Here is a 14,947-nt window from a genome sequence, read left to right as displayed (position 1 = left end):
CACGCGCTAATAGGTCAGCAACAGCCGGTCCTTGACCTCTTCGGCCTCCATCGTCTGCCCGCCCATCTGGAACCGGCGCAGCATCGACCGGCCGACGTTCAGCATGATCTCGCGCTCAAACAACCCCTCGGGCAGCGGCAAATCGCAATAGGTGCCGCCCGATTTCTTGGTGCCGTCGATGGACAGCGCCACCCACACACCGCGCGCCTTGGCCTTGGCAATGGCCTCAAAGAGAGCGGGCAGTTGAAAGCTTTGCGCGCCATAGAGGATCGACTGCGAAAAGCTGTAGGGCGGGTCGCAATAGATCACATCGCCCGGCGCCGCGCGGTCCATCGCGTCGCGGTAATCAAAAAGGTCAAACTGCGCGCCCCGCAGGCGCTGGTGCCAAAGATCGACCCGCTTGGCAAAGGCCTTGGGCGGAATCGCCGGATGCGCGCCGCAGGGCGTGGACATATGCCCGTTTGAGCGGCGAAACCGCACCACGCCGCCATAGCAACTGCGGCACAGAAACAGGAAATCCGCGCCATTGGGGGCGGCATTGAAGCGTGCCTTGATCGCCTCATACACCGCGACGCGGTCGCCGTTCTGAAAGGCGGTCCAGCGGTCTTGATACCATGTTTTCAAGAGGTCCGGCTCCCGCGAGAGGGTGGTCCAGATCTCCATCAAGGGCGGGTAGGTGTCAGACCCAAACCCCCGCGCTGGGGCCAAGACCGCCATCACCCCACCCGCGCCCAAAAACGGCTCATGATAGGCCCCAAAGTCGCGCGGCAGATGGGCAATGATCTCATGAGCAAACTTCTGTTTGCTGCCCACCCATTTCAAAAGCTGCGTCTTGAACGGCGCCACGGGGCCGATACACGCCACCCGATCTGTCGATGTGCCGCCCGGATCGTCGGTCATTCATGGGTCCTGCTTTGGGATGTTCCCCCAACCTGCCGCAAAACCAAAGGGTTTCCAAGACAAGCTAGGGCCGCTTTTCACCCGACAGAAGCAGGCCAAAGACAGTGAAATCACGGCGAGATACTGGGAAGATTTGGAGGCGGGTATCGGAATCGAACCGATCTACATGGATTTGCAATCCAGCGCATAGCCTGCCTGCCCACCCGCCGTCCTGACGCCTCATGTAGGCAAGGCAGGGGGGAACGTCAAGCTGATAAGCGCAGGCTCAGACCCGATAAAACCCGCGATACCACTCGACAAAGGCGCGCATTCCGTCGCGCACATCGGTGACTGGACAGCCGCCTGTCAGGCGGTTCAGAAGGCTTGCATCGGCCCATGTTGCGGGCACATCGCCTTGTTGCATCGGCAGGAAATTGCGGATCGCGGTGCGGCCCGTGGCCGCTTCGATGGCCTCGACGAAGTTCATCAGCCGCACCTTCTGGCCGTTGCCGATGTTCACCACACGGAACGGGGCGGCGGGCGACAGGCTGTCGCCTTCGGCGATCTCGGTACGGGTCGCGGGGCGCAGGGGCACGGCATCGATTAACCCCAAAATCCCTTGCACCAGATCGGTGACATAGGTGAAATCGCGCCACATCTCGCCATTGTTATAGATATCAATGGGTTCGCCCGCCAAAATCGCCTTGGTGAACTTGAAGGGTGCCATGTCGGGCCGGCCCCAAGGGCCATAGACGGTAAAGAACCGGAACATGGTCACTGGCAGATCGTGCAGATGCGCATAGGCATGGCCCATCGCCTCATTGGCCTTTTTGGTGGCAGCATAGATCGTCAGCGGATGATCGGCCTTGTCGGTCTCGCGAAACGGCATCTCCTCATTCGCGCCGTAGACCGAACTGGTCGAGGCCATCAGCAAATGGCCCACCTTCAACACGCGTGCCGCCTCCATCACGTTGAAGGTGCCGGTCAGATTGCTGTCGATATAGGCGCGTGGGGCCTCAAGGCTATAGCGCACGCCCGCTTGGGCGGCGAGGTGGACGATGACGTCAGGGCGGGCGTTTTGTGCGGCCTGCATCACGGCGTCAGCATCTTCGAGCATCGCCTCGGTTTGCGTAAAGCCCGGATTTTGCTGCAAAAGCGCCAATCGCGCGCGTTTCAGCGCGATGTCGTAATAGCTGGTCATCCCATCAAGGCCATGCACCTGCCAGCCCTGATCCAGCATCAGCCGCGCCAGATGAAAGCCGATGAACCCCGATGTTCCGGTGATGAATGCCCGCCGCATGCTCAATGCCTTTTTGCTCAGTGCCAAAGGCGTAAATCAGCGAGCGAAGCAGGGCAAGCCGCCAAAGACAAAGGGCGCACCCGAAGGCACGCCCTTTTGTGTTGGAGCGGGCGATGAGATTCGAACTCACGACCCTAACCTTGGCAAGGTTATGCTCTACCCCTGAGCTACGCCCGCACTCCGTAGGACGGGGTTTAGCCAAAGCCGGGGCGGGGTGCAAGGGGCCTTGTCGCTGTTTTTCGCCTCTGTTTCGATGCGCAAGGAGCCGAGTTCAGAATATGGTGGCCCACGCCGGTGCAGCGCGATGCGACCGGGCTTGTCGCGCTGACAAAGCAAGGTATCCTTGCGGCTCAGGCCTTCGGGCGGATTGTCCTGCCACGCCGGATGGTCAGATTGGGGGGCGTTGGGGGTGTTCTTCTTGGAGATGGGTATGACGGCGAAATGCCAAGGCAAGGACATCGCCCGCGTCAGCGGGTTTGCCACGGCGGCAGCTGCCCTGCTGGTTTGGCAGCGGCTTTGACCATGGCCGCACCGCTTCCTGATCGCGTTGCCCTTGGCACGATGCATGGCAAAGAGGCCGTGATCGTGCCGCCTTTGGCCGCGCTTGGGGTCACGGTGGTGCTTGCCGAGGTGGAGACTGACCGCTTTGGTACCTTTTCGGGTGACGTGCCACGCGCGGGCAGCATGATCGAGGCTGCGCGCGCCAAGGCCCAAGCGGCGATTGCCGCGACCGGGCTGCCCGTGGGCCTTGCGAGCGAAGGCGCCTATGGGCCGCATCCCCATTTCGCCTTCCTGCCCTTTGGCCAAGAATTGCTTTTGTGGCTGGACGTCAGGACTGGGCAGGAAGTCGTTGAAATGACGACGGATATGCAGCCAAGCTATGATCAGGAAACGGTCGCTGATCTGACCGCAGCCAAGGCCTTTCTGACCCGAATCGGATTTCCCGAAACAGCGGTGATTGTGCAGCCCGCCGTCACTGCGCCACCGCTTGCCAAGGGCGTGACAGATCGAACCGAGCTCAATGCCATGCTCGACGATGCGTTTCGCTTGAGGGGTTCTGCGCACCTGCAGACCGATATGCGCGCCCATATGAACCCGCGCCGGATGTCGGTGATTGCGGGTTTGGCTCAGCGTCTGGCCAAGCGTTTGGCGATGCCGTGCCCGACTTGTGCCGCGCCGGGGTTTGGGCGACTGCGCAGCCTTCCCGGCTTGCCCTGCCGGGACTGTGGGGTTGAGACGGGGCTTATAGCGGCCGAGATTCATGGCTGCACCGCCTGCGGTGCCGAGCAGTCTCTGCCCCGCGACGGTTTTGCTGACCCCGGCCATTGCCCCAGCTGCAACCCTTGAAACCGGCTGTTTTGCCGTCAAGGCGCAGAGAAAAGCAAAAGGGCGCCCAAAGGCGCCCTGTTTGGCTGATTGGAGCGGGCGATGAGATTCGAACTCACGACCCTAACCTTGGCAAGGTTATGCTCTACCCCTGAGCTACGCCCGCACTCCGATCAGATGGCGGTGAGATAAGAGATCACCGCGCCCTTCGCAAGGGCAAAACCGCAGGCCGCGCAGCGATTTATGCCGCCAGCCGCGACTTCACGCTGTCGGCAGCCGCGACGATGGCGGCGGCGATGAAATCCAGCTCGGCCTCGGTCAGCCGCGTCGGCAGGCGCACATCGCAGGCCCGCATCAGCATAGCGCGGGTGCCGGGCAGGTCTGGTGCCGGGCCAAGGAACTCCCAGTTCCAAAAGGCGCGGGCATTGCCTTCGGACAGGCCAAAGACCTGCACCGAGACGCCACGTTTCTTAGCCTCGGCCTGAAAGGCCAGCGCTTGGGCGTCCGACCAGTCGCCCGCCAGATTGAACTGAATGGAATCGGGCGCGCGGTCTTCGGGGGCAAGGGCAGGGGGCACCGTCAGATGCGCGCAGACGTTCAGGACATCGGCCACCCGATCATGACCGGCGCGGCCTTTGGCCACCCGTTCAGCCACCAGCGGCAATTGCGGACGGATCACGGCGGCGGAGAGGTTCTGCATGCGCATGTTGTAAAGCGGCAGCTTGTTTTGCCACAGCATGTAGCTGTTTTGCATGCCGGGATGCTTCTTCCAGTTTGATTCGTAAGCGCCCGACATGATGACGCAGCGCGCCGCGAGTTCCGGGTCATCGGTGATGAGGATCCCACCTTCGCCCGCATTCACCAGCTTGTAGGACTGAAACGAAAAGCAGCCGATCTTGCCAATGGTGCCGATCTTGCGGCCATGCCATTCGGTGCCCAAGCTGTGCGCCGCATCTTCGACCACCGGGATACCCCGCGCATCGCAGAGCGCCATGATCGCGTCCATGTCGCTGGTGTGGCCGCGCATGTGGCTGATCAGCACTGCTTGCGCATCGTCCAGCTTGGCCGCGAAATCGGCCATATCGACGCGGTAATTCTCGCCCACTTCCACCAGAACCGGCACGCAGTCGGCATGCACGACGGCCGAGGGCACGGCGGCAAAGGTAAAGGCCGGGATTAGAACCTTGGCCCCGCGTGGCAGGTCCAAGGCTTTAAGCGACAGGAACAGGGCGGCCGAGCAAGACGCCACTGCCAACGCGTATTTCGATCCCATCAGATCGGCGAATTCCTGTTCCAAAAGCGCCACCGGCGCGCCTTCGGGCGCGGTGTAGCGGAAAAGATCACCCGAGGCGAGCAGCCGGTCAATCTCGGCGCGCGCCGCTTCAGGGATGGGTTCGGCGTCATAAACATTGGGGGCAATGGGTTGACCGTCAGCAGCCATTTGAAGCTTTCCTGAAACTCTTGTTCAGGAAAGGTGTAAAGCCTTCTTTGGTAACAGGCCAGTGACGTTTTTCCCGCCTTGGCAAAATCCGCCGAAATTAGCCGTTAAATTCCGATACGGTCGCGCATCGAATACCAGGTCATCGCCAGCACCAAGAGCGGCCAGCGCAGTGCCGCGCCACCCGGAAAGCGCGGCTGCGGCAGGCTGGCCATCAGGTCAAAGCCGCCCGCATTGCCCGCCACCGCCTCGGCCATCAGCTTGCCCGCCAGCGTGGCCATCGCCACCCCGTGCCCCGAATAGCCCGAGGCTGACATCACATTCATACCGGGCCGGGTAAAGCAGGGCATCCGGTTGATCGTGATGGCCAGCGTGCCGCCCCAAGCATAGTCGATGCGGGTGCCCTTAAGCTGCGGATAAACCTCTAGCATCGGCTTTGACACGGTGCGGATGACATCGGGAAAGCGGTAGCCATAGCTTTCCCCACCGCCGAACAACAGGCGGTTGTCTTCGGACAGGCGCCAGTAATTCACCACAAACTTGGTATCGGCCACCGCCACAGGTTCGGCCAGTATCTCGGCCGCGCGGTCGCCCAAAGGCTCGGTCGCGACGATGAAATTGTTGATCGGCATGACCTTGGCCGCCACTTTCGGCTCCAGATCGCCCAGATAGCCATTGGCTGCGAGCAGCACTTGATCGCAGATCACGCGGCCTTGGGCGGTGTGAACCAAGGGCTTTGCGCCCGGATCCAGCCGCGTCACCTCGGACATCTCGCAGATCACCGCGCCCGCCTTTTGTGCGGCCCGCGCCAGCCCGATGGCATAGTTCAAGGGGTGCAGATGGCCCGCGCCCCGGTCCATCTCGCCGCCCTTGTAGACCTTCGAGCCGATCAGGCGGTGAATGCCGTCGCGGTCCAAAGGCTCCAACTGATCATAGCCGTAATCGCGGTGGAGTTTCTCGGCATAGGCATGGGTTTCGCGCACCTCGGCGTCGGACCAGCAGGCATGGGCAATGCCGGGGTGATAGGTGACGGGCATGGCATGGCGCGCGACCAGATCCTTGACCAGCGTTTTGGCGTCTTCGGCCAAGGCCCACATCTTATGGGCATCCTCGCGGCCCACGGTCTTTTCCAGCCAGACCTGATCTTGCCGCTGGCCAGATCCGACCTGCCCGCCATTACGCCCCGAGGCGCCAAAGCCCACGCGATGGGCCTCAAGCACCACCACTGACAGGCCCTTTTCGGCCAGATGCAGCGCCGCCGACAAGCCCGTGTAGCCTGCGCCGACGATGCAGACATCGGCCCGGACCTCGCCCCGCAGGGCAGGGCAGGGGGCAAACTCGGTCCGAGTGGCGGCGTAATAGGACGGGGGATATTCCCCCGCCCTGTCATTCACATGCAAAAGGTTCATCGCTGCCCCTTAGACGTTCAGCAGCAGGTGCTCACGCTCCCACGGGCTGATGACTTGCAGGAACTCTTTGTATTCATTGCGCTTGACGCTGTCATAGACCTTGCAGAAATCGGGGCCCATCACCTCGACCAAGGCGGCATCCTCTTCCAGCATGTCCAGCGCATCGCCTAAGGTGGTTGGAATCTCGTCGCTGTCGATATAGGCATTGCCCGAAAACTCGGGGCGCGGGGCCACCTTGTTCATCAGCCCCAGATAGCCGCAGGCCAGCGTGGCCGCGATGCCAAGATAGGGGTTTGTGTCCATCCCCGGCAGCCGGTTTTCCACCCGCCGCGCGGCAGACGAGGAAATCGGCACGCGGATGCCAGTCGTGCGGTTGTCGCGGCCCCATTCCAGATTGATAGGGGCGGCAAAATCGGGGACGTAGCGGCGATAGCTGTTGACGTAAGGTGCAAAGAGCGCGACCGCCGCTCCAAGATGCTTTTGCATGCCGCCGATGAAATGGTGGAAGGCTTCGGTCTCCACCCCCTTTGGGCCGGAGAAGATGTTCTTGCCGGTGCGGCTGTCCACCACCGAGGTGTGGATATGCATCGCCGATCCCGGTTCATCGGCAATCGGCTTGGCCATGAAGGTGGCAAAGCAATCATGCCGCAGCGCCGCTTCGCGGATCAGGCGTTTGAAGAAGAACACATCATCGGCCAAGCGCACGGGGTCACCATGGGCGAGGTTAAGCTCAATCTGCCCCGCACCGCCTTCTTGCAAGATGCCGTCAATCTCCAGCCCTTGGGCTTCGGCAAAGTCATAGATGTCGTCAATCACCTTGCCGTATTCATCCACGGCAGACAGCGAATAGGCCTGCTTGCCCGCCGCGCGGCGGCCCGAGCGGCCCATGGGCGGGATGACCGGCTGGTTGGGGTCGATGTTGCGCGCGGTCAGGAAAAATTCCATCTCGGGCGCCACGACCGGCTTCCAGCCTTGGGCGGCGTACAGGTCCACGATCCGGCGCAGCACGTTGCGCGGGGAATAAGGCACCATATTGCCCTGCTGGTCCTTGGCGTCATGAATGACCTGCAAGGTCACATCCGCCGTCCAAGGTGCGGCGGTGGCGGTGGCCCAATCCGGTTCCAAGATCATGTCGGGTTCAGTAAAGGCGTCAAACGGGTTGTCGGCCCATTCGCCGGTGATGGTTTGCAGGAAAATGGAATTCGGCAGGAAATAGTTGGTTTGCTTGGCAAACTTGGCGGCAGGCATCGCCTTGCCCCGCGCCACACCGGCAATGTCGCCGATCACGCATTCCACCTCATCCACACGACGGTTGCCGATGTATTCGCGGGCTGCCTCGGGCAGCTGGTCGGTCCATTTGGACATGTGTCACACTTTGTTTGTTCGGGTTGACCCCGGACACCATCAGGCCTTGGCAGGCGCGCGGGACCGGGGGGCCTTGAAGAAGGCGGCAATTTGGGCCGCCATGGTCTTGTCATGCAGAGGCTGATCCAGCTTGGCGGCGGCCTTGGCCATCACCTCGTCGGGAACCAGACCCTTGCCCCGGGTCTGCATCAGGCCATCCACAAACTCGGGGCGCATTTCGGGATGGGCCTGCACCGTCAGCGCATAATCGTCATACAAAAGAGCTGCATTGGTGCAAAATTCATTGGACGCAATCACCTTGGCCCCAACCGGCGCCTCGATCACCTGATCGCGGTGCCATGCGTTGAGCGTCAGGGTTTGGCCGCCGAAATCATAGTCGGTCGCCCCCACGGCCCAACCGCCAGCATAGCGCTCCACCCGGCCGCCCATCGCCTGCGCGATGATCTGGTGGCCAAAGCAGATGCCCACCATCGGCACATGGGCCGCAAAGCTTTGCCGGATGAACTCTTCCAAAGGTTGGATCCACGGATGATCTTCATAGACCCCGTGGCGCGACCCGGTGATCAGCCAGCCGTCACAGTCGGTCACGCTGTCGGGAAATTCGCCCTCCACCACCCTGTAAGTGCGGAAGGTGAACCCGTTGCCGTCCAGCAACCGGGCGAACATGTCGGGGTAGTCGCCCATTTTTTGGGCGAGCATCTCGGGCGCGAGGCCCGTTTGCAAAATGCCGATCTGCATGGAAATTCCAAGATATCCTGCGGGGAAGCCTAGCGCAGCGCCCCCCCGGTTGGTCAAGGGGGGAAGCTGCAGGTTTTGGCGCGCGGCGATGTATTGCAAGGCAACATCGGCGCTTTTCGACCTTTGGCGTCACACCGTATCGAGATAAAGATCGATCCGCTCTTGCGGGGTCAATTCGCCGATATAGTGCAATTCCTGACGCTTGGTCTGGATCAGGTTTTTGATCAGCTCGGGGTGCAAGAAGCGCGGCACGATGGTGCTTTGTTCCAGTGCATCAATCGCATCTTCCCATGTCGCCGGAATTTGCGGCAGCCCCTCTTGGGCATAGGCGTTGCCGACGATGGGGCTTGCGGGCTCCATCTGGTTTTCGATCCCGTCCAAGGCGGCGCCAAGGATTGCGGCCAGCATCAGATAGGGGTTCACATCCCCCCCTGCGACGCGATGTTCGATCCGCCGCGCACTGGGAGAGCCTGCCGGAATCCGGATCGCCGTGGTGCGGTTTTCATAGCCCCAAGCGATTGAGGTTGGGGCATGTTTGCCCGGTACCAGCCGCTCATAGCTGTTTTGGTGCGGGGCAAAGATCAGCGCAGAATCGCGCATCGCATGCAGACAGCCCGCCACTGCGTTTTTCAGCATTGCCGTGCCTTTCGGCCCGCCACTGTCAAACACGTTGTCGCCGCTTTCGTCGACCAAACTGAAATGGGTGTGCAGCCCCGAGCCGGAGTATTCCGGGTAGGGTTTGGCCATGAAGCTGGCCGCAAAGCCATGTCGCCGGGCCAAGCCTTTGACCAGCATCTTGAAAAGCCAGGCATCGTCGGCAGCCCGGAGCGGGTCATCGCAATGCATCAGGTTGACTTCGAACTGACCAAGCCCGGTTTCCGAGGTGGTGGTGTCGGCGGGAATGTCCATCGCCTCGCAGGCGTCGTAAAGGTCGGTAAAGAAGGTGTCGAAGGCATCAAGCGCCCGGATCGACAGGGTTTCCGCCGCCTTGCGTCGCTTGCCCGAGCGGGGCGAAGGCGGCACTTGCAGCGTCTTGCCAGAGTCGTCGATCAGGAAGAACTCCAGCTCCATGGCGCAGACCGGGGTCAGCCCGCGCGCCTTGAACCGCTGGACGATGGTGTTCAGCGCATGGCGCGGGTCACCTTCATAGGGTGTGCCGTTTTCGCGGAACATCCAGATCGGCAGCAGTGCCGTCGGAGCCTCCAGCCACGGCATGGGCATAAAGCCGCGCTCCGTGGGTTTCAGCACGCCATCTTGGTCGCCCTGTTCAAAAACCAAGGGGCTGTCGTCAATATCTTCGCCCCAAATGTCGAGGTTCAGAACCGAAAACGGAAACCGCGTCCCGTTCTTAACCACATTTTCAGCAAATCTTGTGGGCACGCGCTTGCCACGGGCCTGACCATTCAAATCCGCCGCCGCAACCCGAATGGTGCGGACGTCGGGGTGCTTTCTCAGCCAATCTTTCATCATGTTCAACGTGAGGTAAGGCCACGTTCCCCCGCGCCAGACCAATTGGTTCCAGCAGGCAGGTTAGCGGATCATGCCCTTGATCCTTTCCCTGTTTGTCGATCAACGCAAGGGGACCATCGCGGCCCGGCCCTAATTTGATCAAATTCAGGATACTACCGGATCAGGTTTATGCGCAAGCGGTTTCTGACCCGTTGGTTTTTGGGCAAGTGCCGGTTGAGTCTACGGTTGACCCAGCCAAAGCCCCAAATGACCACCAGCGTGAGCAAGATGAAATAGAAGCCGACGATGGGGTAAGGGATGAAGGGGTTGAAGGTTTTGTCGGCAAAATAGTTGGCGTAGTAAAGCGCATCGCCCATCTGCCGGAACGCGGGGAAGCTGGCAAAGAACACCAGCGTGGTGGCGTGAAACAGGAAAATCGCCTCGTTCGTGTAGGCAGGCCAGCCCAGCCGCAGCATGGTCGGCCACTGGATGCGGCGGAACTTTTGCCAGCCGGAAATGCCATAGGCATCGGCGGCCTCGAGATCGCCCTTCGGGATCGAGCGCAGCGCGCCATAGAAAATCTCGGCCGAATAGGCGGCGGTGTTCAAGAACAGCACCAACAAAGCCCCAGCCCAAGCCTTGGTCAACCAGCCCGTCTGCACCGTGATGCCGAAGACATCAATCCCCGTGCGCGGCAAGAGCACCAGCATTTCATAGGCAATGAAGAACTGGATGAACAAGGGCGAGCCACGAAAGACAAAGATGAACCAATCAGCAGGCTTGCGCAGCCAAGGGTTCTGCGCGGCCTTGGCCAAGGCCAGCGCATTGGCAAAAAAGAACCCCAGTCCCAGCGCCAAAGCGCCGAAATAGACGTTCCAGATCATGCCGGACCCGATCAGCGTGAAATGCTGACACAGCGTGAAGTCGGTTTTCGGCAACAGGTTCTCGCCATAGCCGATCGAGCGGAAGGCATAGGCCTGCACGGTTTCCCAGCACGTCATGGTCATACGGCAGCCTTTCGCATCGCTTCACCCGCGGCGGTGGCCTGCCCCTTGGACAGGCGCGCCGACAACCGGCCCAGAACGCCCTCGGACAGCTTTGTCATCAGCAGGTAAAAGCACAAAAGCGCCAAGAAGTACCACAGCCGCCAGTCGGGGTGCGGGTATTCATAGGCTTGGGTTTTCGACCCCCCCAATTCGCGCGCGTAATAGACGATGTCCTCAATCCCCAGAAGGAACAGAAGCGGCGTCGCCTTGAGCAGGATCATCCACAGGTTCGACAGGCCGGGCAGGGCATAGACCCACATCTGCGGCACCAAAATCCGGCGAAAGACCTGCCGCTGGTTCATGCCATAGGCCTCCGCGGTTTCCAGCTGCGCACGCGGCACCGCCTGCATCGCGCCAAAAAGCACATTGGCGACAAAGGCGCCAAACACGATGGAAAAGGTCACCACCGCAAGGAAAAAGCCATAAGCATCATGCCAGAACGCATCAGATTTCGCCAAAGGCACCTTGGCCTCTTGGCAGACCCGGAATTCCAGCCCTTGCCAGGGCCAAGCGCCATCAGGGCAGACCATCAGGCTTTTGGCATATTCGATGCCCTGATCCAGCGCGATGACGAAGAACAGAAAGAACACGATGTCCGGCACGCCGCGCACCATGGCGACATAGACCTTGCCCAGCATCCGCGCGGGCCAAAACTGCGACCGCGCCGCCGTCGCGCCGCCAAAGCCAAAGGCCATTGCGCAGGGTGCGGTGATCGCGACAAGGCTCAGAACTGTCAGGAAGGACCAGTAGAAATCAATGTGCTTGCCCGAGGTCAGATAGCAGGCCAGCCATTGAAACCCCTCGATCGACTTGGGATCGGCGCAGATTGAAAACATGAGCGGCCCTTCGGATCGGAGGTCAGAAAAAGGGCGGAGGCTATGAAAGCCTCCGCCCGATCAATGGCTTAGCAGCCTTCTTTGCCAGCATCACCCCAGGTGACGGCGGCCGCGCCGAAGTATTCTTCTTTGACGATCATCGCATCCAAGGTGCCATCGCACTTCATCGACTTGATCGCTGCGTCAAACTTGCCGCGCAGATCGTCGTCGCTGTCACGGAAGCCAAGGCCGACGCCGCCGCCGAGGGCGACTTCTTCAGCCAAAAGCACCAGCGCGCCGCCCGATTCTGCGGCCATCGGGACCAGATAGTCACGATCCGCAAACACGGCCACAGCCTCGCCGTTCTTCACCGCAGCCACGGTTTCTTCCGGGGTTGCGAATTCCAACAGCGTCATGCCCTGCTCGGCGACGTAACCGGCCTGAATGGTGCCGGTCTGTGCTGCCACCGGGCCCGACTTCAGATCGACGTCGGCGGTTGCGGCAAGGTAGGCCGACTTGGTCGGCGGCAGGTAACCCTGGCTGAAGTCGATGACCTCTTCGCGCTCGTCGGTGATCGACATGCCGGCGATGATGACGTCATAGTTGCCCGACTGCAGGTTCGGAATGATGCTGTCCCAAGCGTTGGTGACCCACTCGCAGGTCAGGCCAGCGCGCTTGCACATCTCATCGCCCAGCTCACGCTCAAAGCCTGCAACTTCACCAGCGTCGTTGATGAAGTTGTAGGGAGGGTAGGCGCCCTCGGTGCCCAGACGCACGACGTCTTGGGCCATTGCGGTGCCGGCAAGGCCAGCCAGAGCCGTCGCAAGAAGCAGTTTTTTCATGTGGATCATCTCCCGTTTGGTTTGGTTATTCCGTTAATTCCGATCGGCAACTAAAGCCACCGCGCGGCAAATTCGTCAATGGGGCCATCGCTGTATGCGCCGGTCATCTGCCCTGTTCGGCCAAGTCACGCCGCTGTGGCGGACAAAAATCCGCGCAACCGGTCGGTTTGTGGATTGCTGAACAGCTGGGCAGGCGGACCTTCCTCTTCGATGCGGCCTTGATGCAGGAAGATCACATGGTCCGACACATCGGCGGCGAGCTTCATGTCATGGGTCACCAAAAGCATGGTGCGGCCCTCATCGGCCAAGGCCTTGATCACCCTGACCACCTCTTGCTCCAACTCAGGGTCGAGCGCGCTTGTGGGCTCATCGAAGAGCAAAGCCCGAGGCTCCATGCACAAGGCGCGCGCAATCGCGGCCCGCTGCTGCTGGCCGCCCGACAGCATGGCAGGCCAAGCGTCGGCCTTGTCGGCGATGCCGACCTTGGCCAAATAGCCCCGCGCCGCCTCTTCCACCTCTTTGGGATCGCGCTTCAGCACCGTCACCGGCGCCTCCATCACGTTTTGCAAGATGGTCATATGCGACCACAGGTTAAACTGCTGAAACACCATCGACAGGTTGGTGCGCATCCGCGTGACCTGCGCACGGTCTGCCGGGTGGCGGTTGTGACCTTCGCCGCGCCAACGCACCGTTTCGCCCTCAAACTTGATTTCGCCCTGCTGGCTTTCTTCCAAAAGGTTGCAGCAGCGCAAAAGCGTTGATTTCCCTGACCCGGACGAGCCGATCAACGACACGACCGCGCCGCGCGGCGCGACGAGATCAACGCCCTTCAGCACCTCAAGCTGGCCATAGCTTTTGTGCAGGTCGCGAATCTCGATGACGGGCGTGTTTTGGGCGTCGGTCATGGGGGCTTTCTTCCGGGCAGTGGGATCAAGTGGTGGTCAAATAGGGCGCAGATCGGTTGGCTTTGCAACGGGCTTTCTGGCCCTTTCGCGCAGGGATTTGGGCGATTTGGCTAATCTGACCGGGCGATGTGCTCAGGCGAGGGGGGGATTGGCACGGCGAGATATCGCTCGGCCGCGATTCGCACGATGCCGCGCAGCGAAAGCGCGTCGCGGTCCTCGGGCGAAAGCCGGTCTGCGGCGGTCACCAAGGCTTGATAGATCGCCTCGCTATCCGCGCCTTTGGCGGCGATATAGGGCAGGCCCGGCGTGGGTGCGGTGCGCGCGACCTCGCGCAGGTTGGCCGCCATCGGCTCCCAACGTTGGATCATCCGCCATGTCAGCGCATCGATGGCGGCCAGATCGGCCTGCCCCTCGGCCACGGCCAGCGCTGACAACAGATGCGCACCGGTCTCAAGGCTGGGGTGGAACTGAAAGCCCATGGTTGCAGCATGGTTTTGCGGCGCAGCCCAGCCCGATTGGCTGAGGCCTTCGTTAAAGGCAAATCGGGCGGTGCGAAACTCGGGCAGGGTGCGGGCGTCTTCCGCCCGCGCCACAAGGACCGAGGCGTAATAGCCCGCAGGGCAGCCCTCGATCCCATAGTCAGGGGTGGCGACCAGCGCCACGCGGTCTCTCAGCCGGGCGCGAAACGGAAAGCCGCAGGTCTGCGATAAGACAAGCGAGGGCGCTTCCCAAGCTGGCCAATAGGCCGCAGGCCCGCGTGTCAGGGCCTCTGGTGCCGTGAGACCTTGTGCGCGCAATGCCATTGCAATTCGCGCCCAGAAGCGATCATTCGGGCCCGCTGTTTCGGCCCGGTCATACATGCCCAGTGACGCAATCACGGAATTGACGCCCTCTGCCGCGCCTCGGCCGATTGCACCGCCGTCAGGCCCAGAAGCCCGGTCATCACGCGCAACTCATGATCCTCATGGGCGTCGCGCTGGCCATCGGCCAAGGCGACCTCCCACAACGCTACAGCCAGCGCGATCCGGTCTTCGAGCGGCACCGCATCCTTCAACACGCGGGTAAAGCGGATGTTGTCAGGCGCCTCGGCCTCGACCTTCTCGGCCTCGGCGCGCAGGGCGGCAGCCTCGAAACTGCCAAAGCCATGGCGGGCCATCAACACCCGGTCGATCCGCTCGACTTCTTCCAAGGCGTAAAGCCCATCAGTCCGCGCCACGCGCACCAAAAGGGCGGCCAAAGCCAGATCGGCATCGGTGCGGGCAAGCGGAGCGGGGTCGGGGCCAAAAAGGCGCTGCAAAAGGCTGATCATGCGGCGCAAGATAAGGCTCTGGCCGGATTAAGGAAAGCCCCGATCTGGGCCGAAGAGGGGGGGCCGTCTGCCCCCCTCGCCGCAAGCGGCTCACCCCCCGAGAGTATTTCAAAAGGCGCAACTGAA

14 protein-coding genes and 3 tRNA genes are annotated in these 14,947 nt (G+C 61.5%); 1 reads left to right on the top strand and 16 read right to left on the bottom strand.

What is annotated here, in order from left to right; genetic code table 11:
• Window positions 1–6 precede the first annotated feature (6 nt).
• From AC72UB_RS06505 to AC72UB_RS06490, 4 genes are all read right to left on the bottom strand, one after another.
• Complete coding sequence (locus AC72UB_RS06505) at window positions 7–900, bottom strand: DNA adenine methylase (protein ID WP_505189042.1); 894 nt, start codon at window positions 898–900, stop codon at window positions 7–9.
• Window positions 901–1,034: 134 nt separating this feature from the next.
• Window positions 1,035–1,108: transfer RNA gene (locus tag AC72UB_RS06500), tRNA-Cys, on the bottom strand.
• A gap of 57 nt (window positions 1,109–1,165) precedes the next feature.
• Window positions 1,166–2,179, bottom strand: coding sequence for an NAD-dependent epimerase/dehydratase family protein (locus AC72UB_RS06495; protein ID WP_505189041.1), 1,014 nt, complete (start codon window positions 2,177–2,179; stop codon window positions 1,166–1,168).
• A gap of 102 nt (window positions 2,180–2,281) precedes the next feature.
• A tRNA-Gly gene (locus AC72UB_RS06490) sits at window positions 2,282–2,356 on the bottom strand.
• A 345-nt stretch (window positions 2,357–2,701) separates the two neighbouring features.
• On the opposite strand from AC72UB_RS06490, the gene AC72UB_RS06485 reads away from it, so the two are divergent.
• The gene (locus AC72UB_RS06485) at window positions 2,702–3,526 is read left to right on the top strand and encodes a DUF6671 family protein (RefSeq protein WP_505189040.1); all 825 of its coding nucleotides are present in this window, start codon (window positions 2,702–2,704) and stop codon (window positions 3,524–3,526) included.
• Window positions 3,527–3,596: 70 nt separating this feature from the next.
• Here AC72UB_RS06485 and AC72UB_RS06480 read toward each other — a convergent pair.
• The 12 genes from AC72UB_RS06480 to AC72UB_RS06425 all read right to left on the bottom strand — a co-directional run bounded on the left by AC72UB_RS06480 (window position 3,597) and on the right by AC72UB_RS06425 (window position 14,821).
• Window positions 3,597–3,671 (bottom strand) — tRNA-Gly (locus AC72UB_RS06480).
• A gap of 75 nt (window positions 3,672–3,746) precedes the next feature.
• Window positions 3,747–4,946, bottom strand: coding sequence for a DegT/DnrJ/EryC1/StrS family aminotransferase (locus AC72UB_RS06475; RefSeq protein ID WP_505189039.1), 1,200 nt, complete (start codon window positions 4,944–4,946; stop codon window positions 3,747–3,749).
• A 104-nt stretch (window positions 4,947–5,050) separates the two neighbouring features.
• Window positions 5,051–6,352 (bottom strand): NAD(P)/FAD-dependent oxidoreductase, encoded by a 1,302-nt coding sequence (locus AC72UB_RS06470; RefSeq protein ID WP_505189038.1) that lies wholly within the window; start codon window positions 6,350–6,352, stop codon window positions 5,051–5,053.
• 9 nt (window positions 6,353–6,361) lie between these two features.
• A complete protein-coding gene (locus tag AC72UB_RS06465; protein WP_505189037.1) occupies window positions 6,362–7,717 on the bottom strand; it encodes a glutamine synthetase family protein in 1,356 nt (451 codons plus the stop codon).
• A gap of 39 nt (window positions 7,718–7,756) precedes the next feature.
• Window positions 7,757–8,455 (bottom strand): type 1 glutamine amidotransferase, encoded by a 699-nt coding sequence (locus AC72UB_RS06460; protein ID WP_505189036.1) that lies wholly within the window; start codon window positions 8,453–8,455, stop codon window positions 7,757–7,759.
• Window positions 8,456–8,584: 129 nt separating this feature from the next.
• Window positions 8,585–9,922, bottom strand: coding sequence for a glutamine synthetase family protein (locus AC72UB_RS06455; protein WP_463291305.1), 1,338 nt, complete (start codon window positions 9,920–9,922; stop codon window positions 8,585–8,587).
• Window positions 9,923–10,077: 155 nt separating this feature from the next.
• Window positions 10,078–10,905, bottom strand: a complete 828-nt coding sequence (locus AC72UB_RS06450) for an ABC transporter permease (RefSeq protein WP_505189142.1) — start codon at window positions 10,903–10,905, stop codon at window positions 10,078–10,080.
• 2 nt (window positions 10,906–10,907) lie between these two features.
• On the bottom strand, window positions 10,908–11,786 hold the full coding sequence (locus tag AC72UB_RS06445) for an ABC transporter permease (RefSeq protein WP_505189035.1): 879 nt from the start codon (window positions 11,784–11,786) through the stop codon (window positions 10,908–10,910).
• Window positions 11,787–11,854: 68 nt separating this feature from the next.
• The gene (locus AC72UB_RS06440; RefSeq protein WP_463291275.1) at window positions 11,855–12,607 is read right to left on the bottom strand and encodes a transporter substrate-binding domain-containing protein; all 753 of its coding nucleotides are present in this window, start codon (window positions 12,605–12,607) and stop codon (window positions 11,855–11,857) included.
• Between the two features lie 125 nt (window positions 12,608–12,732).
• The gene (locus tag AC72UB_RS06435) at window positions 12,733–13,512 is read right to left on the bottom strand and encodes an ABC transporter ATP-binding protein (RefSeq protein ID WP_505189034.1); all 780 of its coding nucleotides are present in this window, start codon (window positions 13,510–13,512) and stop codon (window positions 12,733–12,735) included.
• 110 nt (window positions 13,513–13,622) lie between these two features.
• A complete protein-coding gene (locus AC72UB_RS06430; protein WP_505189033.1) occupies window positions 13,623–14,315 on the bottom strand; it encodes a phosphate/phosphite/phosphonate ABC transporter substrate-binding protein in 693 nt (230 codons plus the stop codon).
• A gap of 71 nt (window positions 14,316–14,386) precedes the next feature.
• The gene (locus AC72UB_RS06425; RefSeq protein ID WP_505189032.1) at window positions 14,387–14,821 is read right to left on the bottom strand and encodes a tellurite resistance TerB family protein; all 435 of its coding nucleotides are present in this window, start codon (window positions 14,819–14,821) and stop codon (window positions 14,387–14,389) included.
• Window positions 14,822–14,947 lie beyond the last annotated feature (126 nt).

The sequence above is a fragment of the Allotabrizicola aquatica (SeqCode) genome (assembly GCF_965194375.1).
Taxonomy (GTDB): Bacteria; Pseudomonadota; Alphaproteobacteria; order Rhodobacterales; family Rhodobacteraceae; genus Tabrizicola_A; species Tabrizicola_A aquatica.
This window is presented reverse-complemented; position numbering and strand designations above follow the sequence as displayed.